At 61.6% G+C, this 20,666-nt stretch carries 18 protein-coding genes, 3 tRNA genes and 1 riboswitch; of the genes, 12 read left to right on the top strand and 9 right to left on the bottom strand.

Annotation, left to right across the window (positions count from 1 at the left end; translation table 11 throughout):
• Positions 1-1,239 (bottom strand): HlyD family secretion protein, encoded by a 1,239-nt coding sequence (locus tag ACZ5RT_RS08515; protein WP_464452172.1) that lies wholly within the window; start codon positions 1,237-1,239, stop codon positions 1-3.
• Positions 1,240-1,361: 122 nt separating this feature from the next.
• Here ACZ5RT_RS08515 and ACZ5RT_RS08510 point away from each other — a divergent pair, with 122 nt between their 5' ends.
• Entirely contained in the window at positions 1,362-2,561 is a 1,200-nt protein-coding gene (locus tag ACZ5RT_RS08510; RefSeq protein ID WP_464452171.1) for an ABC transporter substrate-binding protein, read from the top strand.
• Positions 2,558-5,203 (top strand): putative bifunctional diguanylate cyclase/phosphodiesterase, encoded by a 2,646-nt coding sequence (locus ACZ5RT_RS08505; RefSeq protein WP_464452170.1) that lies wholly within the window; start codon positions 2,558-2,560, stop codon positions 5,201-5,203. The genes ACZ5RT_RS08510 and ACZ5RT_RS08505 overlap by 4 nt, the downstream gene beginning before the upstream one ends.
• A gap of 15 nt (positions 5,204-5,218) precedes the next feature.
• Here the strand turns inward: ACZ5RT_RS08505 and ACZ5RT_RS08500 are convergent, their stop codons facing one another.
• Positions 5,219-6,193: an HD-GYP domain-containing protein gene (locus ACZ5RT_RS08500; protein ID WP_464452169.1), complete on the bottom strand. Its 975-nt coding sequence runs from the start codon at positions 6,191-6,193 to the stop codon at positions 5,219-5,221.
• 69 nt (positions 6,194-6,262) lie between these two features.
• Complete coding sequence (locus tag ACZ5RT_RS08495) at positions 6,263-7,462, bottom strand: ABC transporter substrate-binding protein (RefSeq protein ID WP_464452168.1); 1,200 nt, start codon at positions 7,460-7,462, stop codon at positions 6,263-6,265.
• A gap of 267 nt (positions 7,463-7,729) precedes the next feature.
• Here ACZ5RT_RS08495 and ACZ5RT_RS08490 point away from each other — a divergent pair, with 267 nt between their 5' ends.
• From ACZ5RT_RS08490 to ACZ5RT_RS08445, 10 genes are all read left to right on the top strand, one after another.
• A complete protein-coding gene (locus ACZ5RT_RS08490; RefSeq protein ID WP_291928437.1) occupies positions 7,730-8,521 on the top strand; it encodes a sulfite exporter TauE/SafE family protein in 792 nt (263 codons plus the stop codon).
• A 19-nt stretch (positions 8,522-8,540) separates the two neighbouring features.
• Positions 8,541-10,361, top strand: a complete 1,821-nt coding sequence (locus ACZ5RT_RS08485; RefSeq protein WP_464452167.1) for a nitrite/sulfite reductase — start codon at positions 8,541-8,543, stop codon at positions 10,359-10,361.
• A gap of 90 nt (positions 10,362-10,451) precedes the next feature.
• The gene (locus ACZ5RT_RS08480; protein ID WP_108427890.1) at positions 10,452-10,829 is read left to right on the top strand and encodes a DUF934 domain-containing protein; all 378 of its coding nucleotides are present in this window, start codon (positions 10,452-10,454) and stop codon (positions 10,827-10,829) included.
• A 99-nt stretch (positions 10,830-10,928) separates the two neighbouring features.
• Positions 10,929-11,684, top strand: a complete 756-nt coding sequence (locus ACZ5RT_RS08475) for a phosphoadenylyl-sulfate reductase (RefSeq protein WP_464452166.1) — start codon at positions 10,929-10,931, stop codon at positions 11,682-11,684.
• A 257-nt stretch (positions 11,685-11,941) separates the two neighbouring features.
• On the top strand, positions 11,942-12,892 hold the full coding sequence (gene cysD, locus ACZ5RT_RS08470; RefSeq protein WP_291928448.1) for a sulfate adenylyltransferase subunit CysD: 951 nt from the start codon (positions 11,942-11,944) through the stop codon (positions 12,890-12,892).
• Between the two features lie 134 nt (positions 12,893-13,026).
• On the top strand, positions 13,027-14,307 hold the full coding sequence (locus ACZ5RT_RS08465) for a sulfate adenylyltransferase subunit 1 (RefSeq protein ID WP_422169784.1): 1,281 nt from the start codon (positions 13,027-13,029) through the stop codon (positions 14,305-14,307).
• 215 nt (positions 14,308-14,522) lie between these two features.
• A complete protein-coding gene (gene fdxA, locus ACZ5RT_RS08460) occupies positions 14,523-14,852 on the top strand; it encodes a ferredoxin FdxA (protein WP_108427888.1) in 330 nt (109 codons plus the stop codon).
• Between the two features lie 46 nt (positions 14,853-14,898).
• Positions 14,899-15,936: an NAD(P)/FAD-dependent oxidoreductase gene (locus tag ACZ5RT_RS08455; protein ID WP_464452165.1), complete on the top strand. Its 1,038-nt coding sequence runs from the start codon at positions 14,899-14,901 to the stop codon at positions 15,934-15,936.
• Positions 15,937-15,963: 27 nt separating this feature from the next.
• Positions 15,964-16,066: riboswitch (TPP riboswitch) on the top strand.
• Between the two features lie 68 nt (positions 16,067-16,134).
• Positions 16,135-18,333: a TonB-dependent siderophore receptor gene (locus ACZ5RT_RS08450; protein WP_464452164.1), complete on the top strand. Its 2,199-nt coding sequence runs from the start codon at positions 16,135-16,137 to the stop codon at positions 18,331-18,333.
• A 79-nt stretch (positions 18,334-18,412) separates the two neighbouring features.
• Positions 18,413-18,488, top strand: a tRNA-Asn gene (locus tag ACZ5RT_RS08445).
• Between the two features lie 97 nt (positions 18,489-18,585).
• Here ACZ5RT_RS08445 and ACZ5RT_RS08440 read toward each other — a convergent pair.
• The 6 genes from ACZ5RT_RS08440 to ACZ5RT_RS08415 form a co-directional block, all read right to left on the bottom strand.
• A complete protein-coding gene (locus ACZ5RT_RS08440; protein ID WP_464452163.1) occupies positions 18,586-18,834 on the bottom strand; it encodes a hypothetical protein in 249 nt (82 codons plus the stop codon).
• A complete protein-coding gene (locus ACZ5RT_RS08435) occupies positions 18,831-19,460 on the bottom strand; it encodes a response regulator transcription factor (protein ID WP_464452162.1) in 630 nt (209 codons plus the stop codon). The genes ACZ5RT_RS08440 and ACZ5RT_RS08435 overlap by 4 nt, the downstream gene beginning before the upstream one ends.
• 150 nt (positions 19,461-19,610) lie before the next feature.
• Positions 19,611-19,760, bottom strand: coding sequence for a hypothetical protein (locus ACZ5RT_RS08430; protein WP_464452161.1), 150 nt, complete (start codon positions 19,758-19,760; stop codon positions 19,611-19,613).
• A gap of 49 nt (positions 19,761-19,809) precedes the next feature.
• Positions 19,810-19,886: transfer RNA gene (locus ACZ5RT_RS08425), tRNA-Pro, on the bottom strand.
• 27 nt (positions 19,887-19,913) lie between these two features.
• Entirely contained in the window at positions 19,914-20,369 is a 456-nt protein-coding gene (locus ACZ5RT_RS08420; RefSeq protein ID WP_464452160.1) for a MerR family transcriptional regulator, read from the bottom strand.
• Between the two features lie 147 nt (positions 20,370-20,516).
• Positions 20,517-20,591, bottom strand: a tRNA-Val gene (locus ACZ5RT_RS08415).
• Positions 20,592-20,666 lie beyond the last annotated feature (75 nt).

Raw genomic sequence — 20,666 nt, 5'->3', positions numbered from 1 at the left:
TCAGGTTCTGGCCATGGCGGTCAGGCGGCTGAACAGCGCCTGAGGGTTCCAGTTGCGCGGGATTTTCACGTCCACCACGCGCCCGGCGTAGCACAGGCTGGCTTCGGGTTGGGGCAGGTCTTGCGGCCGGATGTCGACGAGCACCCGCCCCTCGTTGCGCTCGCGCCGCAGCTGCGCGGCCAGTGTCTGGTCAGCTCCGTTGTTGCCGCTGCCGCTGGTGGCACGCACGCGGCCCTGCAGCCAGTCGCTGGTGCCCAGCAGGCGGTACTGCACCACCGTGCCCGGCGACATGTGGTGCAGCTGGCTTTCAGGCACCGCCACATCCACAAAGGCGTCACGGCAATGAATCACCTGCGCCAGCTCGGCCCCGGCGATGACTTCGCTGCCATTGGCAAAAAACTTGCGCCACAACAAACCTTGCACGGGCGCGTGGATCGGGGCCTCCTGCAGCGCTTGCTGGCCGTCACCGCCTTGCGCCAACTGGTTTTGGATTTGCTGCACACGGCTGTGGGTTTCGCGCAGCCGGGTTTGCAGCTCGGCCAGCTGGATGCGCAGGTCCTCCAGTTTTTGCTGACTGTAGGGCACATCGTTGCGCCCCTGCCCCAGGTACACCTGGTCGCGCACCGCCACGCCTTCGATGCGCAGCATCTTTTCACGCGCCTGAATGGCTTCGAGCCGGGCCTGACTGGCTTGCAAGGCATTGCGGGCCGCATCGATCTGCAGCGGTGAGATGAAGTTTTCGCTGGCCAGCCGCTCCTGGCGGGCCAGGGTGTCCGCATCCTGGCGCACCTGCGCCTGCTGCGCACGGGCTTGCGAGTCGACTTCGGCCAGCTGGGCCTGCAGGCGGGCCATTTCATGGTCGGCGTGCAGTTTGGCCCGCCGCTCAAAGGTGCGCTGCAGCCGCTGCCAGTCGGCTTGCTGGCTTTGCAAGCCTTGCAGCCGCTCTTGCAAGCTCGACAGTTCGTTTTCCAGGCTCTCGCGTGCCCGCAAACTGAGCACCCGGCCCAGCCGCGCGCCCGGAGAAACCGCTTGTCCGGCGGTGGCATTGAAATCCTGTAAGGTCCCGGAAATCGGTGAATGCACCGACAACACAGGCGCATTGACCACAGCGTGGCCGCTTTGTTGGTTGAGCACCGCTGGCACGGCCACCACCATGGCGGTCATGAAAATCAAGACGCCGATGCCCCGGCGCAACCATTTGCCCAACGAGATACGATGTTTTTGTTCTTGTTCAGTCAATTTTCAACCCCTGATCACCAACGTTCTAAATTCAGTAAATTTGCTAACAACATAAGTCTTGTAAGCATCAACACCCATAAAATTGCATTGAATCGTTAACTTTTTCATTTTTGATTGAGGCCATGCAACCCCACCTTCACCCTTGGCTCGGCGTTTTGTTGTGCTGTGCAGCCATCATGCCCACAGGGGCCGCTGCGCAGGGCACGCCCAACAACAAGGCCCCGGTCCTCATCGGGTTTGATGGGGCTTATGGCCAGAAAACCAACACCGCGCCCATCGCCATCGAACTGGGCGCGCGTGCGGCCATCGACGACATCAACCGGGCAGGCGGCGTGCTGGGCGGGCGGCCCCTGCAGCTGGTGACGACCGACAACAAAGGCGTCACGGCACGTGGCAAAGACAATTACGCCGAACTGGCCCAGATGAAAGACATGGTGGCGGTGTTGGGCGGCAAGTACAGCCCCATCAGCGTTGAGGTGCTGCCCGAAGCCCACCGACTCAAGGTACCGCTGATCAGCGTTTGGGGTTCGGCCGACGGCATCACCGACCACCCCTACCGCCCTTCTTACACCTTCCGGGTCTCGCTCAAGGACGACTGGGGCGTCGAGGCCATGATGCGCCGCATGGCCAACACCTACAAAGCCTCGCAGGTGTGCGCCTTTTTGCCCAACACCTCCTGGGGCCGTTCGGCCGACGCGGTGATCAAGTCCAAAGCCACCCGCTACAAACTCAACTTTGGCGTGGTGCGTTGGTACAACTGGGGTGACACCACATTTGCCGAAGACTACCGCCGCTGCCTCGATAACCAGGGCCAGGCCTTGATGTTTGTGGGCAATGAAAAGGAAGCGACCATCTTGCTCAAAGAGATGGCCGCCCTGCCCGCCGACAAACGTCTGCCGGTGGTCGCGCACTGGGGCACTGTGGGCGGGCTGCTGCACGAGATGGTGGGCCCGGCGCTGGGCCAGGTGCCCTTTGACGTGATCCAGACCTTCAGCTTCATGCAAAACCAGCGGCCCCGTGCCAAAGCGCTGGCCCAATGGATTCACACGCACAGCCCCTACAAAACAGTCAGCGCCATTCCGAGCCCAGTGGGTGCAGCACACGCCTACGACACCGTGCATTTGCTGGCCCTGGCGGTTGAGCGTGCCCGCAGCACCCAAGGCAGCCGTGTGCGCGATGCCCTCGAAAAATTGCCCCCTTTCTCCGGCGCTGTGCGAGACTACAAGCCCGCCTTCACGGCGACGCGCCACGACGCTTTGGACGCCAGCCAGGTCCTGTTCGTTCGCGTTGGGCCCGACGGCACACTCACCCCCACCCCATGAACCACCCCGCCCCGCTGCATTCGGTTTCGCTGCGCGAGCAAATCACCGACCGATTGCTTCGGATTTTGGGCACTTATGTGCTGGGTTTCACTGGGCTGATTTTCTTGCTCACGTTGGCCAGCGTGAGTTATTTCAACCGCAGCGAACTGCAGCAGTACCGGGCGCTGATCGCCACCAAGCTGTCGGCCGAGCTGTCGGCCATCGTGCGCGAGGCCGACTCGGTGGGCAACTCTTCGGTGGTCTGGACGGGCCTGACCGATTCGGCCGGGCGCGAAGCCTATCTGGAGCCCTTGCTGGCCAAGATGAACCGCAACCCGCACCACCAGATTGATTTGCTGGATTACCGGGGGCGTGACTTCATCTTGAGCCCGACCTCCAGCCAGCGACCACGGCTGGACAGCGCAGCGATCACGCGCACCATCGAACAGGCCCGGCCCCAGGTTCAGCTCTATGCGTCTGACCAAGGCCAGTTGCTGCTGTTTTCCTTGCCCGTGATCGCCCCCTTTTCGGACAGCCCACTGGGCATTTTGCTCAGCAGCATCAACCTGACCCGGGAGTTGACCAGTCTGGGTTTGCCCGACAGCCTGGGGCTGAACTACAGCCTGACACCGCCCCCGACCGCAGGCATCGGCTCTTGGCTGACGACTTACAGCCCGGTGCCCATCCTTTTCGAGCAGCAAGAGATGGTGCTTTACGTCGAGGTGACCTTGCCCATGTGGCAAAGGCTGCTGGTGGCTTTCCTGGCGGTGGCCTTGACTCTGGCCAGCGGTGGCTGGCTGTACCGGCGTCTGGGCCGCTGGGCTGAGGGATTTGCCAAAGACCTGACCGACCGGCTCGATGCGCTGGTGCAAGTGACCTCCAAGTTGGCCACCGACGGCGTGGCCCCCGTCTTCCACGACAACGAGGGCGATGAGATCACGGCCGTGTTCGATGCGGTGCAAGCCATCGTGCTGCGCCAGCGGGCCATCGGACAAAAGCTGCTGGTGTCGTCGCGGGTGTTCGAGACCGCTGCTGAAGCCATTTTGATCACCAACGACCAAGGGCGCATTGCCGACGTCAACGCCGCCTTGCTGCGCATGACCGGCTACCCGCGCGAAGAACTGATTGGCCAGCCCGCTGGCCTGCTCTACCGGCTGCAGGAAACTTCACACGAAGGCGTGAACATCGGGGAGGCGGTGCGCCAGCACGGCGAGTGGCGTGGCGAGACCTTCTTCCTCACGCGCGATCAGCGCCCCATCCCGGTCATGCTGGCCGTGTCGGCGCTGTTTGACGAGCAGCAGCAAAGCCTGGGCAATGTGGCCATCTTCTCGGACATCAGCGCCCTCAAACTGGCCGAAGACCGGCTGCGCGATCTGAGTTACAAGGACCCGCTGACCGGCCTGCCCAACTACCGCGCTTTTGCGGAATTGATGCACACCCAGCTCAGGCCCGACAACGCGCACGCCCACCGCTTTGCCCTGTTGTTCATCGACCTGGACCACCTGAAACTGATCAACGACAGCTACGGCCATGAGCAAGGCGATCAGGTGATCGTGCAGATCGCACAAAACCTGTCGCGCTTTTTGCCCCAGCCGCATTTCTTGTGCCGCCGCTCAGGCGACGAGTTCATCGCGATTTTGTACATGCAGGACAACGTCGCTGGCATGCAGCAAAAGCTCAACGACTCGATGCAGACGGTCACGCACCGCATCGAGCTGCCCGGCGGCGTGCTGACACAGGCCTCGTTTTCGGTGGGTGCGGTGGTCTACCCCGACCACGCGCAAACCCTCAACGAGCTGCTGGTGCTGGCCGATTCGGCCTTGCAGTCGTCCAAGGAAGCCGGGCGTGCGCGCGTGACCTGGCTGAACAACGACATCATCTTGCGCCTGACGCGTCGTCACCGCATCGAGGCCCGCCTGGCCGAGGCCCTGCAGGGGCGCCTGATCCGCCCGCACTACCAGCCCGAGGTGCAGCTGCGCGATGGCCGGGTGCGTGGCTTTGAGGCCCTGGCCCGCTGGGACGACCCCGAGCTGGGCCCCGTGTCCCCCGGCGAGTTCATCCCCATCGCTGAAAACATGGGCCTGATCGACCCGCTGACCGAGGTCATGCTGTGCCAGATCGTGGACGACCTCAAGCCGCTGCACGAGCGCTTTCCCGAAGCCAAGGTGGCGTTCAACGTCTCGGCCAAGCAATTGAGCAACCGCCGGATTTTCCGCATCCTGACGAACTGCATCGACGCCAAATGCAGCAGCTTCGAAGGTCTGGTGATGGAGGTGACAGAAACCGAGCTGATCCAGGGCATGGAAGACGCCAATTTGCAGCTTGAACTGCTGATCGGGCTGGGCATCGAAATCGCCATCGACGATTTCGGCAAGGGCTATTCCTCCCTCGCGCGGCTGGGCCAACTGCCGATCCGCAAACTCAAGATCGACAGCTCCTTTGTCTGGTCAGTGCAAGACCCCAACACGGTGAAGATCATCCAGGCTGTTTTGGCCCTGGCCCGTGCCTTGCACATGGAGGTCACCGTCGAAGGTGTGGAGACTTTCTTCCAGCGCGATGTGCTGCTGGGCCTGGGCTGCAACAAGGCCCAGGGCTTCCTGTTTGCACGCCCCATGCCTTTGGCGGACATCCTGCAGCTGCCCTCGCACCTGGAGCCTGCTTAAGACTTCCGGGCCGGGTCAGGGCCCTGGGAAGCGGTAGCCGTCCTGGACAAACAAGGCCACACAGGCCTGCACCAGGTCGGCATCGAACAGCACATCCGATGACACCAGCAAGACCTGCAAGGCCTGGTCCATGGTTTGTGCGCTCTGGTAGGGGCGGTCGCGCGTCATGGCGTCCAGCATGTCGGCCATGCCAATGATCTGGGCGCCGCGCAACACATCCTCGCCCTTGAGGCCCAGCGGGTAGCCACTGCCGTCGATGCGTTCGTGGTGCTGCGCGATCAGGGCTTTGACTGGGCCCGCGAATTCGATGTGTTTGAGCATGTCCAGACCTGTCGACACATGCTTCTGGATTTGCTTGACCTCGCCCTGCGACAAGAGTTCGGTTTTGCCCAGAACCCGCGCGGGCACCGTGACCATGCCCAGGTCATGGATCAGCGCCGCCAAAACCACCGACTCGACCTCGTCGGGCGCCCACTGCAGCTTTCTGGCCAAGGTGCCGGCCAGATCGGCCACGCGCCTTTGGTGCCCAATCGAGTCCGGGTCGTGCACCTCCAGCACCGTGATCAAGGCCTGCACCACCCCCATGAGGGCGGTTTCGGCCACGGAAGAAGAAATCGACATGGCTTGCGCCAAACTGCTGCGCACCAAGGTGCACAACACCAGCCGACGGTCGGCCAAGTTCACCGACCGGGCACTCATGACCAGCGACAGGCTTTGCTGGTCCTGGGTCATGCCCGTGACGGCCATGGGCGGCATGGCCAATGGCAGACTGGTCAAGGACACCAGCGTGCGCACCACATCGGGTTGCTGCCAGCCCCCTTCTTCCCAAAACACGGCGCCTTGCAAAGAGGCCTTGGACCGCCCCAGCCACTGGGGCCACGCCGGGTTCAGGCCTTCAATGCGGCCACTGGCCGGGTCCACCAGCACCAGCCCGGCATCGGCCTGGGCCAGCATGAGTTGGTCGGGATCGTGGAACGGGGTGTCCTTCATGGGCAGGGCTTGCGCTCGGTAGGGGAATTCACAGCATAGGGCATCGCGCCCGGGCCGGGTGAACGGGTTTCAGCGAATGGCCTCGGCCGGGCGGCGAGATTTCACATACGCGTCGGTCGGCTGGTAGTTTTTGCCATCGGCATAGCGCCACTGGACCATGGTGCCTTTGCCGCCGCGCTGGTCGAGCTTGCCGACATAAGCGCCCATGGTGGATTGCTGGTCAATGGCGCGGAACTCGGCCTGACCGAAGGGCGTGCTGAATTTCAGGCCACGCATGGCGGTGACCAGCTTCTCGTTGTCGGTGGTGTTGGCTTTCTTGATGGCCGCAAAGATGGCCTGCATGGTGGCATAGCCCACGACCGAGCCGACCTTGGGGTTCTCGTTGAACTTCTTGTAATAGTTGGCGGCAAAGCTGGCGTGTTCTTTGTTGTCCAGCTGGTCCCAGGGGTAGCCGGTCACGATCCAGCCCTTGGGCGTTTCGTCCTTCAGCACTTCCAGGTACTCGGGCTCGCCGGACAGCAGCGACACCACAGGCGTCTTGGGGAAGACGTTGCGCTGGTTGCCTTCGCGCACCAGCTTGGCCAGGTCGGCGCCAAAGGTCACGTTGAAGATGGCGTCGGGTTTGCTGGCCATGGTGGCGGTCAATGTGCTGCCCGCGTCGATCTTGCCCTGGGCGGGCCACTGCTCGCTCACAAATTCCACATCGGGGCGCTTGGCCTTGAGCAGTTCCTTGAAGCTGGCCACAGCGCTTTGCCCATATTCGTAGTTGGGCGCGATGGTGGCCCAGCGCTTGGCGGGCATCTTGGCCGCTTCTTCGACCAGCATGGCCGATTGCATGTAGGTGCTGGGGCGCAGGCGGAAGGTGTAGCGGTTGCCCTTGTCCCAGACGATGGCGTCGGTCAGCGGCTCACTCGCCACAAACAGGCGCTTGTTCTTGGCGGCGTGGTCGGCCAGGGCCAGGCCCACATTGGACAAAAAGCCCCCGGCCAGCACGTCCACTTTTTCTTTGGACGTCAGCTCGATGGCGTGGCGCAGAGCCTCCTCGGGCTTGCCCGCGTCATCGCGGGCGATGACTTCGACCTTGCGGCCGAGCAAGCCGCCTTGGGCGTTGATTTCTTCGACCGCCAGCTGCCAGCCTTGCTTGTAGGGCTGGGTGAACTGCGGGATGGCGGAATAGCTGTTGATTTCCCCGATTTTGATGAGGGCCTGGGCAAAAACGGGCGACATGGCGGCTGCGGTCAGCAGGCCCGTGGCGATAAGGCGGTTCATAAAAATAGTCCTAGGGTTAAGGTGGAAAGGCGTGACTGTACCAGCCGATTTTTACCCTGTCGCAGAGAGGACACACAAAACCCGGGCATCCCCCGGTGGCCCTGCACCCGATCTTGCTTTGTCATACCCGCGCATGCGGGTATCCATCCACAACGAAGGCACAGCCCCCACTCAACATGCATGCAGCCACTTCTTATAAGCACCCAGCATATATACCCAACTAAAAAATCGTTTGTTTCAGCATAAAGCCCCCTTACAGTCTCGCCCATGGTTGATTTGGGCTATGTCTTTGCAGGTTTTTTCGTCGGCACCATCGTGGGCCTGACGGGGGTGGGCGGTGGCTCGCTCATGACGCCCTTGTTGATCTTCTTTTTCGGCGTCAAGCCCTACATGGCCGTCGGCACCGACCTGCTGTTTGCGGCTTTCACCAAGCTGGGCGGCACCGTGAGCTTTGCCCGCCAGCGCATCGTGCCTTGGCGCGTGGTGGGCTTGCTCAGCGCAGGCAGCATCCCGGCCTGTCTGGCCACTTTGGGCTTTTTGCACTGGGTCGGCCCAGCCTCTGCAGCGGTTCAGGCGCTGATGACCACCACTTTGGGCGTGGCACTGCTGCTGACGGCCATGGCCATGCTCTACAAGGCGGTGCGCGGCAAACAGCTGCCCCGCCAGTTGGCCGCCGCCGATGAAGCCCAGGCCAACACGCCCCGCCACTGGAGTTTGCCCGTGGTGTTTGGCGCCTTGATCGGGACCTTGGTCACCCTCACCTCGGTGGGCGCGGGCGCGATTGGCGTCACTGTGCTGCTGTTGCTGTACCCCATGCTGCCGCTGCCCCGCATCGTGGCGGCCGACATTGCTTACGCCGTGCCGCTCACTTTGGTGGCGGGCCTGGGCCATGCGTCGCTCGGCTCGGTCGACTGGCCCTTGCTGGCCAAGCTGCTGGCGGGCTCACTGCCCGGCATCTGGCTGGGCTCGCGCCTGACCCACCACACGCCTGACCGCGTGATCCGCTCACTGCTGTCCGTGCTGCTGGCATGGGCAGGGACCAAGCTCGTTCTGATCTGATTTTTTCCACCGCTCCTTTATGTACCAGTACACCGAATTCGACAAAGCCTTTGTGCGCGCCCGCGCTGCAGAGTTCCGCGACCAGCTGGGTCGTTGGCAGACGGGTCAATTGACCGAAGACCAGTTTCGCCCGCTGCGCCTGCAAAACGGCTGGTATGTGCAGCGCTACGCCCCCATGCTGCGCGTGGCCGTGCCCTACGGCGAAATCAACGCCGCCCAAATCAAGGTGCTGGCCCGAATCGCCCGCGAATACGACACGCCCGACGCCGCCTTGCTGGCCGAAGCGCAGGCCACCCAAGACAAGATCGCTGGCCTGGCCCCCAAGCTCACGACCAACTACGGCCACTTCACCACGCGCCAAAACGTGCAGTTCAATTGGATCCCGCTGGACAAATCGGCCGACGTGATGGACCTGCTGGCCACCGTGAACATGCACGGCATCCAGACCAGCGGCAACTGCATCCGCAACACCACCACGGACGAACTGGCCGGTGTGGCCGTGGACGAAGTGGTCGATCCGCGGCCGTATGCCGAGCTGATCCGCCAGTGGAGCACGCTGCACCCCGAGTTTGCGCACCTGCCGCGCAAGTTCAAGATCGCCATCCATGGTGCCGTGGAAGACCGCGCCGCGATTGGCTGGCACGACGTGGGCCTGCAAGTGCTCAAGAATGACGCGGGCGAAGTCGGCTTCAAGGTGCTGGTGGGCGGCGGCATGGGCCGCACCCCGGTGAATGGCGTGGTGATCCGAGAGTTCCTGCCCTGGCAGGACATCATGAATTACCTCGAAGCCGTGGTGCGCGTCTACAACCGCTGGGGCCGCCGCGACAACAAGTACAAGGCCCGCATCAAGATCCTGGTCAAGGCCGAAGGCCAGCGCTACTTTGACGAAGTCGAAACCGAGTTCCGCGAAATCCTCGAGCGCGATGGCGCGCCACACACCCTGCCGCAGGCCGAGCTTGACCGCGTGAAAGCCGGTTTTGTGGACCCCACCCTGAACTTGCCCGAGAGCACCGACCCGAATTTCAATGCTTGGCTCGCCCAGGCCGAAGCAGCCATCGGCATTGAAGCGGCCAAGACCCCCGCCTTTGCCCGCTGGCTGGCACGCAACGTGCGCCCGCACCGCAACCCGCTGCTGCGCGCCGTGTCGCTGTCCTTCAAGCGTCCGGGTTATGCGCCAGGTGATGCCACCGCCGATCAACTGGACGCCGCCGCCGCTTTGGTCGAGAAATATTCGGCTGGCGAAGCCCGTGTCTCGCACACGCAAAACCTGCTGCTGCCCTGGGTGCGCCTAGACCAGCTGCACGCGCTCTGGCTCGAAGCCAAGGCGCTGGGCGTGGCCCAGCCCAACATCGGCCTTTTGACAGACATGATCGCCTGCCCCGGCGGCGACTACTGCGCGCTGGCCAATGCCCGCTCCATCCCCACGGCCAGCGCCATCACCGAGCGCTACCAGGACCTGGACGAACTCGAAGACCTGGGCCACATCGACTTCCACATCAGCGGCTGCATCAACTCCTGCGGTCACCACCATTCGGGCCACATCGGCATTTTGGGGGTCGATAAAGACGGCAAGGAGTGGTACCAGGTCACGCTGGGCGGCTCGGACGGCAAGGACCTGTCCGGCGCGGCCACACCCGGCAAGGTGGTGGGCCCGTCGTTCTCTTCGTTTGAAGTGCCTGACGTGATCGAATCGATTTTGGACACCTACAAGCAGCTGCGCGTGAGCACCGGCCACGGCAAGCAGGAAGCCTTCATCGAGACGCTGCGCCGCGTGGGACACGACCCGTTCAAGGCCGCGGCCCATGCAGCCCGCCATCCGGCTGAGGAACAAACTGCCTGAACACTCCTGTAGGAGGCCGCCCCTGCGGCCGAATGATCCATTCGCGCGCAGGGGCGCGCTCCCACAAGCCCAAACAGTCCACGACCACACATGAAAATCATCACCGCACAAGAACACCAAGCCGTTGAATCGCCAGCCGTCCTCTCGCTGGCTAACGATGTGGACCCGCGCACGCTCGACCTGAACGGCGTCACCCGCATCGACCTGCACTTCCCGGCCTTCACCGATGGCCGCGCTTACAGCCAGGCCTTTTTGCTGCGCCGCCGCCTGCGCTTTGCGGGCGAACTGCGCGCCACAGGCGACGTGCTGATCGACCAGCTGGTGCAGATGAGGCGCACGGGCTTTGACGTGGCCGTGCTCAAAGATGGCGTGGACGCCAGCGCCGCCCAGCGCCAGCTGGACCGCTATGCCGGTTTCTACCAAGGCTCGGCAGTCGATACACAACCCCCATTCGCCAAAGCCGCCTGAAATGGCTTTGTGGGAGCGCGCCCCTGCGCGCGAATGTCAGCCGGAGCCATTGCACGCATTCGGCCGCAGGGGCAGCCTCCCACAGAAGAACACGAGACCATGACCTCTTCCTTGATTTCCTCCCGCAGCGCCCCGGCCAAAGCCACCGAGCTTCACGCCCAAGCCAGCCCTGACTTTGCCGCCAAACTGGCCGAGACCCAGGCGCTGCTGCGCCGCGCTGCGGCCGAATTCGCCCCCCTGACCCAAGCCTCCAGTCTGGGCGCCGAAGATGTGGTGATCACGCACCTCATCAACAGCCTGCAACTCGACATCCCGGTCTTTGTGTTGGAAACCGGCGCGCTGCACACCGAAACCCTGGCCCTGCTGGAACGCACCCAGGCGCATTCGCGTGCGCCGATCAACGTCTTCCGCCCGGTGCACGAATCGGTCATCCAGTTCGTGCGGGACAAAGGCCAGGACGCGATCTACCAGAGCATCGAACTGCGCAAGGCATGCTGCGGCATCCGCAAGATGGAACCGCTGGGCCGGGCACTCCAAGGCCAAAAAGCCTGGATCACGGGTTTGCGCCAGGAACAATCTGCGGCCCGCGCCGAGGTGCCGCTGCTCGACGAGAGCGAAGTGGCCACCAAGTCGCTGTACAAATTCAACCCGCTGGCCCGCTGGACCTGGGGCGATGTGTGGCACTACATCGCCACCCACAACGTGGACTACAACCCGCTGCACGACCAGTTCTTCCCAAGCATCGGCTGCGCCCCTTGCACCCGCGCCATCAGCCTGGGCGAGGAGTTCCGCGCCGGGCGCTGGTGGTGGGAAGACGAAGCGGCCAAGGAATGCGGGCTGCACGTCAAGAACTGATGTCCCTGTTATGCCATGCCCCCTTGAATGCCATGCCTCTTGAATGCCATGCCTCTTGAATGACATGCCTCTTGAATGCCATGCCTCTTGAATGCCATGCCTCTTGAATGACATGCCTCTTGAATGACATGCCTCTTGAATGTCATCCCCGCGAAGGCGGGGATCCATGCCTCCGATTTTGGATCCCCGCCTTCGCGGGGATGACGAATGGACAGTGCGGGAATGACAAATTGAATACGAACAAACCAACAACGACCATGAACGCCATGACACAAACCGAGTTGCACACCCTGAGCAACAGCCACCTGGACGCACTGGAAGAAGAAACCATCTTCATCCTGCGCGAAGTCGCCGCCGCCTTCGAGCGCCCCACCTTGCTGTTTTCAGGCGGCAAGGACTCGCTGGTGATGCTCAAGTGCGCCGAGAAAGCTTTTGGAGGCAAAACAAGCCCCTCCGGTAGCGGCCGCATCCCCTACCCGCTGCTCATGATCGACACCGGCCACAATTTCAAGGAAGTGACCGACTTCCGCGACTTGCGCGCCAAGGAATTGGGGGCTGAGCTCATCGTGCGCAGCGTCGAGGACTCGATGAAGCGCGGCACCGTGCGCCTGGCCCACCCGGGCGAGAGCCGCAACGTGCACCAGTCGGTCACGCTGCTCGAAGCCATCGAAGAGTTCCGCTTTGACGCCCTGATCGGCGGCGCCCGCCGTGACGAAGAAAAAGCCCGCGCCAAGGAGCGCATCTTTTCGCACCGCGACAGCTTTGGCCAGTGGCAGCCCAAGGCCCAGCGGCCCGAGCTGTGGACGCTGTTCAACACCCGCATCCATCCAGGTGAGCACTTCCGCGTGTTCCCGATCAGCAACTGGACCGAGCTGGACGTGTGGCAGTACATCGCCCGCGAAAACATCGCCCTGCCCTCGATCTACTACACCCACAAGCGCGAGGTGGTGGACCGCCGTGGCCTGTTGGTGCCCGTGACCGAGCTGACCCCGCCCAAAGACGGCGAAAAGGTCGAAATCCGTGACGTGCGTTTTCGCACCGTGGGCGACATCACCTGTACCTGCCCGGTCGAAAGCGATGCGGCCACGCCCGAGCAGATCGTGATCGAGACGCTGGCTGCCGATGTGAGCGAGCGCGGCGCGACCCGCATGGACGACAAGACGTCCGAGGCTTCGATGGAGAAGCGCAAGAAGGATGGCTACTTCTGACCCATCGCTGATCCATCCCCTGTAGGAGGCCGCCCCTGCGGCCGAATGGGCGCTCACGGAGCGTCACCATTCGCGAGCAGGGGCTCGCTCCCACAAAGATGCCGCCCCTACAGAACACCAAAGAAACACGAACCATGCACAACGAACAACACTTTTCTGCCCTCAAATTCATCACCTGCGGCTCGGTCGACGACGGCAAGAGCACGCTGATTGGCCGCCTGCTGGTGGACACCAAGGCCGTGCTGCAAGACCACCTGGCGGGCGTGCAGCGCTCGGGTGAGACCGACCTGGCCCTGCTGACGGACGGCTTGAGCGCCGAGCGCGAGCAAGGCATCACCATCGACGTGGCCTACCGCTACTTCGCTACCTCCGCGCGCAAGTTCATCATTGGTGACGCCCCCGGCCACGAGCAGTACACCCGCAACATGGTCACGGCCGCATCGAGCGCCGACGCCGCTGTGGTGCTGGTCGATGCCATCAAACTCGACTGGGCCAACCCCGACCTGCAACTGCTGCCACAAACCCGCCGCCACTCGCTGCTGGTCAATCTGCTGCGCGTGCCATCCATCGTGTTCGCCATCAACAAGCTCGACGCGGTGGCCGATGCCGCCGTGGCCTACAAGAACATCGCGGGTGCCCTGGAAAAGTTCGCCAAAGAAGCGGGCATCACCGTCACGGCCATGGTGCCTGTGTCGGCCCTCAAGGGCTGGAACGTGGTGACCACAGAAAACAATGACCAGCCCGACTGGTGCGGTTACTCCGGCCCAAGCCTGCTGAGCATCCTCGAAGACCTGCCGGTCACGCCAGCCGAGACCGATGTGGCCTTCAGCTTCCCGGTGCAGTGGGTCGAGAAGTTCCATGACTCCGGCGTGACCACCCAGGGCCGCCGCGTGTTCTGGGGCCGTGTGGCCACCGGCAGCATCGCGCCGGGCCAGACCATCCAGGTCTTCCCCAGCGGCCAGACCGCCGTGGTGTCCCAAGTGTTGAGCGCCACCCGACAGCCGCAGGGCAAAACCGCTGGCCACAGCGCGGGCATCGTGCTGGACCGCGAGGTGGACGTGTCGCGTGGTGACTGGCTCTTGGCTGCCGAAGGCGCGCCAGAAGGCCAACGCCAGCTGAGTACCACCATCGCCTGGATGGACGACGAGCCCTTGGTGGCGGGTCGTGTGTACTGGGCACTGCACGGCCACCGCTGGGTCAAGGCCAAAGTGCAGCGCGTGGTGCACCGCCTGAACGTGAACACCCTGGCCGAAGAAGAGGCCACTGAGCTGGCCCCCAACGCCATTGGCCATGTGACCCTGGCCCTGCAGGAGCCGCTGGTCACGCTGCCCTTTGCCCAGTCGCGCATTCTGGGCGCGCTGGTGCTGGTGGACACGGCCAGCCACAAGACATCTGGCGCTGTGTTGGTGAACTGAGGGACTTGATGTCGGGGCTAAAGCCGCCGACCTACAAATCATGTCGTAGGTCGGCGGCTTTAGCCCCGACAAACCAGCCCGCATCAGCCACATCCTGGGTTCGCTGTTTTCCCTTTCGCTAGCAGGGGCTCGCCCCCACAGAGGTCAACCGATCTCCTTTAAAATCCACGGTTCCGCGCCAATTCGAACGCGCAGCCCCATTTTCCGAGTCCATCATGACCCACGTTGTTTCCGAATCCTGTATCCAGTGCAAATACACCGACTGTGTGGACGTTTGCCCTGTGGATTGCTTCCGTGAAGGCCCCAACTTTCTGACCATCGACCCCGATGAGTGCATTGATTGCGCCGTGTGCATCCCCGAATGCCCCGTGAACGCCATCTATGCCGAGGAAGACTTGCCGGCCGACCAGCAGCACATGACCCAAATCAACGCCGAGCTGGCCTTGCTGCCTGGCTGGAAGAGCATCACCAAGCGCAAGGCCCCCCTGCCCACCGCCGAAGAGTGGAAAGACAAGACCGGCAAACTGTCTGAACTGATCCGTTAAGCCCCAAGGGCCAAGCCCTTGGTCCTTTCTTTGTGAACTCTGCACCATGACCGCCCCCATCGACACCGAAGCGCTGGTCATTGGCGCAGGCCCCGTCGGCCTCTTTCAGATTTTCCAGCTCGGCCTGCAAGGCATTCACTGCCATGTGGTCGATGCCTTGCCCCATGTCGGCGGGCAATGCGCCGAGCTGTACGGCCCCAAGCCGATTTACGACATCCCCGGCATCCCTTTTTGTACTGGCCATGAGTTGGTCGAGCGCTTGCAGCAGCAAATCGCGCCGTTCCAGGCCACCCAGCACCTGGCCCAACAAGTCGACCACATTGAGCGACTGCCCGATCAGCGTCTGAAGGTGAGCACCAGCGCAGGCCAGACCTTTCACACCACCACCTTGTTCATTGCTGCGGGCGTGGGCGCCTTTGTGCCGCGCCGCATGGCGCTCGAAGGTCTGACGGCTTTCGAAGGCACACAGGTGTTTGCCGAACACCCCACGCCCGAGCGCTGGGCCGGGCGACACCTTGTCGTCGCCGGAGACGGCGACACCGCCTTGCAAACCTGCCTGAGCGCGATAGCAGTTCCGCAAGCGGCCGCCAGCGTGACCCTGCTGCACCGACGCGATCAGTTCAGCGCAGCCCCTGAACTGATCGATCAAATGCGGCAAGCCTGCGCCCAAGGCCAGATGCGCTTTGTGGCGGGCCAGCCCACCGGCTTGCGTGCAGAAGCGGGCCGACTGCAAGCGCTCGAACTGCTCAACCCGCAAGGTGAAACCGAGTGGCTCACTCTCGATGTGCTGCAAACCTGCCTGGGCCTGTCGCCCAAGCTCGGTCCCGTGGCGCAATGGGGCCTGGCCATGGAACGCAAGCAATTAACGGTGAACACCGAAAACTTCGGCACATCAGAGCCTGGCATTTTTGCAGTGGGTGACATCAACACCTACCCTGGCAAAAAGAAGCTGATCCTCTGCGGTTTCCACGAAGCCACCCTGGCCGCGTTCGGCGCCGTGGCCCTGCTGCGCCCCGAAGAAAAAACCCTGCTTCAGTACACGACAACGTCGACGCTGCTGCACCAACGTCTGGGCATCGCATAGAATCCACACCGCGTCACTCCCCTGTGGCGCATCCGCTAGGGGTGTTGAAGGCCGTGAGGTCTTCGACTGAGAAAGTCCCTTTGAACCTGATTGAGGTAATCCTCGCGCAGGGAAGCTTGTCAAAAGAACGGTGCCCTTCTCACGGGCACGTCGCGTTCCCAGTCAGCCGACCTGCCATTACGTTGAAGGAAAAACGTCATGGCATTTTTTTCGCCATTTTCTCGCCGGACATCTGGCCGTTTCACATGTCGCGCCAGCCACATCGCCAGCGCCGTTGCGCTGCTGACACTGGGCAGCGGCCATGCACAAAGCCTGACCGAAATCACCATCACCGACACGGCCCCTTCGCAGGTCAGCGGCTTTGGTGATGTGCCCTTGAGCAAAGCGCCTTTCAGTGCGGTCACCATCGACCAGCAAACGCTGCAGGACATCGGGGCACAACGGGTGTCCGACGCCCTGCGCCTGGACGCCAGCGTGGCCGACAGCTACAACTCACCGGCTTACTGGGACATGCTGAGCGTGCGCGGCTACACCTTGGACAACCGCTACAACTACCGTCGAGAAGGCCTGCCGATCTCGGCCGAGACCATGATCCCCATGGACAACAAGGAACGCATCGAGCTGTTCAAGGGCACCAGCGGCATCCAGGCTGGCACGAGCGCACCAGGCGGCTTGGTCAACTATGTGGTCAAGCGCCCCCCTTCGGCCAAGGACGAGACCATCCGCTCGGTCAGCGCCAGCTATGGCCCAGGCCAAAGCAGCAGCACGGGCCTGGACCTGGGTGGGCGCTTTGGTCAAGACCAAGCCTTGGGCTACCGCTTCAACGCGGCTTATGAAAACCTGAATCCCTACATCCAGAACACCGAAGGCCACCGCAAACTGTTCGCACTGGCCATGGACTGGCGCATCAGCCCCGACAGCAAGCTGGAGTGGGAAATCGAGCGCAGCGAACGACAACAATTCGGCGTGAACGGCTACAGCCTGTTGGCTAATGCCGCAGATCCTCTGAATGGCGTGCCCACCCTGCCCGCGGTAGTGGATGGCACCCGAAACATCACACGTCAAACCTGGTCGGTACCCGGTGTGTTTGTCGGCACCACTGGCACCTTGCGCTTCAAGCAGAACCTGGACGGCGGCTGGTTGTGGACCACACAATACGGGGCTCAGCGCCTGCGCACCGATGACCGTGTGAGCTTTGCCTTTGGCTGCACCTTGCCCAGTGGCGACTGGCTGGGCGACAAATACTGCAGCAACGGCGGCTTTGACCTGTACGACTACCGCAGCGACAACGAGCGCCGTTCCAGCGATGCCCTGCAAACCGAGCTCAGCGGCCAGATTCGCCTGGCAGACCTGCGCCATGATGTCAGTGTGAGCGTGATGCGCAGCCGCCTGCTGGACCGTCTGTCGGATATGCAGGCCTACAACTTCGCGGGCACTGGCAACATCGACGGCACGTCCGACAGCCCTGAAGCACAACCTACGCCGAGGGATCTGAACACCAACCGCAGCGAATACACCACCGAAATCGCACTGAAGGACCGAGTCACGCTGAGCGCCAACACAGCGCTCTGGCTGGGTATGCGGCACACGCGGCTGAATCGCGCCAGCGTGCGCACCGACGGCAGCCGCGCCGTGCAGGACGAGCGCAGCTTCAACACCCCCTGGTTGGCCCTGACCCACCAGGTCACCCCGGCCTATCTGGTGTACGGCAGTTACGGTGAAGGCATTGAAACCGACATCACGCCCAACCGCAGCCGTTACACCAACGCCGGCCAGGCTCTACCCGCACTGCGCAGCAAGCAATACGAATTAGGTATCAAGGGCCAATGGACACGCACCCACTGGCAAGCCAGCATATTCGACATCACGCGTCCACAATCCGGTGATGCTGGTGCATGCGACGAAGCCGACACCTGCACACGCAAGATCAATGGGGAAGCCCGACATCGCGGCCTTGAACTGGCGGCAGGCACCACACAAGGCCCCTTGACACTCGGCATGGGCGCGGCCTGGATTGAAGCGCTGCGCCAGAACGCCGTGATCGACACCACAGTCAATGGCCAACGAGCCCTCAACGTGCCCAAATACACCCTGCGCGCCATGGCCCAGTACCGTTTCACCGACATCCCCGGTTTGCGCAGCAGCTTGCGCCTGAACCACGAAGGATCGCGACGCGTGACCGAAGACGGCAGCATCCAGTTGCCCAACTGGACCACCGTGGACTTGGCCACGCATTACGACACCCGCATCCAAGGCACCCGCACCGAATGGACCTTGGCCATCGACAACCTGGCAGACCGTCGTTACTGGCGCGAATCGCCCAAGCAGTTTGGCCACTACTACCTGTATCCCGGTGCGCCTCGAACCGTGCGCGTGGGTGTCAAAGCCAGCTTCTGAAACACAGCGGCAAGATTTTTAAAAAATCTTGCCGCCCCTCTCAAAACAGCCTCAAAATCACTCTATAATTCAAAGCTATTCCTCAATAGCTCAGTCGGTAGAGCGCCGGACTGTTAATCCGTAGGTCCCTGGTTCGAGCCCAGGTTGAGGAGCCAAAAAAGACAAGCCTCTGCACTTACGTGCAGAGGCTTTTTCTTTGGGCCGAACACTTGCGCGGTCTTCGTCTATCCCACCCAGGTGCCAACGGTTTGCTCAGAACCGGTTGTGCGTGTCCGACGCCTCGGACCGTGCCTGCAATTTCTTGATCAGTTTGCGCCCCACATGCGCCTTGATGGCTGGGGAATAAAACAAGGTATCACCCCCGTTTTCGAGCTGCAGCAACTGGGTGTGCGAAATCGCGTTTTCAATGGCGAAACGGGAACTGTCCAAATGCGCTTGCAGCCTGAGCTTTTGCAACTCAGCGGCTTCCTCTTCAGACCAGGGTTCCCAGGTTGCGTTCATGGCTCCAACACTTTCGGATCGAGGCCTTTGCACAAGGCCAGCAAGTCGGACAGCTGCGGTGTTTCCATCTTCTGCAAAACATTGGCACGGTGTTTTTTGGCCGTATCGGGCAAGATATCCAAACGCTCGGAGATGCCCTTGTTGGTGTGACCCTCCAGCATCAAAGTGAACACCGCACGTTCACGCGAACTCAAGGTCTGCCATTTACGGCGTATCTCATTTTTTTGAATGAAGGCTTGTCGGTTCAGGGTGTCGATCGCGAGGCCCCGTTCAATGGCGTCGATCAGGTCCTGGATCTGAAAAGGCTTCCACAAAAATTCGATCGGCTGGCCCTTCATGGCCCGGATGATTTCTTCGGAATGGCTTTCGCCGCTGATGAAGATGATAGGCGTGTGACGCCCCAGCGTTTTCATCTTTTCCTGCAACTCGATGCCAGACATTTGGGGCATGCGCACATCCAGCACCAACACCGCAGGGAACATGTCAAACGACTGCTGCAAGAACGCCTGCGCGCTGTCATAGCCCTCAATGCTGTAGCCCATCTGCCGCAGCAAATCAGTCAAATAGAAACGGATGTCAGGATTGTCATCGACAACGTAGACATGGCCGCGTGCAGATAGGCTCATTTTGGAATTATGAAAATCATCAAACTTGCCAATACTAGGTGGCAAACCCTGCGAAGAACATCCCTATTTGGGGAGTCTCGGTCAACATTTTCATCGATTCAAGACTTGGCCTCATGTTTTAAGAATAAAAAAGGCCACAAAATACATATATCACCGCTCACGCAGTGCCTGAGTCACGTTTTGCAAAGGCCGGAACAGGTATTCCAGCACGGACTTTTGACCTGTCTTGATCTCCACGGTCGCCGTCAACAATGATGATTCAAAGATAGGCTTCGCAAGCCGTTTTTCGGTTACACCCATGAAAAAAGGCTTCTAACTATCACTAGTCAGAAGCCTTTTTCAGATCAAATGGTCGGCGTGGCGGGATTCGAACTCGCGACCCCTTGCACCCCATGCAAGTGCGCTACCAGGCTGCGCTACACGCCGACAAGCTTCAAATTATAACCGGATAAATCAGGCCCCAATGGTCAGCAAGGCTCTAATTTCTAGCAGTTCCTTGTGCAGCGGTGAGGAAGCGAACTCGGGAACGGAAAATTCGGGGCCCATCGAGATCAATTGATCTACCGAAGGATGAAGCAACGCATCTGAGCGGCCGGGTGTGTCGGCAGCCTCAAAGCCACCGGAGGCATCGCGCCGCAGCTGACGGTCCGTCTGGACCAACTCCTGCAACCGGTTGCGTGCACCGCTGATGGTGAAGCCTTGGTCATAAAGCAAGTCACGGATGCGCCGGATCATCAACACTTCATGGTGCTGGTAATAACGGCGGTTGCCCCTGCGTTTGACTGGCCGCAACTGCGTGAACTCCTGCTCCCAATAGCGCAAAACGTGCGGCTTGACACCGCACAATTCGCCCACTTCACCGATGGTGAAATAGCGTTTGGCTGGAATGGAGGGAAGCGGACTGTCCATGAACGACAACAAGTTACGTGGAAAACCTTGTAGCTTACTGCAACTGGGCCACTGGCGTCCAGACGAATTCAACCGAAGCGAAAAAGGCCTGACAAAACAAAAAAGCACTTGGGATTTCTCTCAAGTGCTTTTTTAATCGGGAATTTTTGGTGGGCAGTACAAGTTTCGAACTTGTGACCCCTGCAGTGTGAATGCAGTGCTCTACCCCTGAGCTAACCGCCCTACGCTTATCAGCGAAGACCTGAATTATGGCATAAAAATACCGCCGAATTGGCCCGAGCGCGCAAAAAATGGATC

It is taken from the genome of Limnohabitans sp. TEGF003, from assembly GCF_055395455.1.
This window is presented reverse-complemented; position numbering and strand designations above follow the sequence as displayed.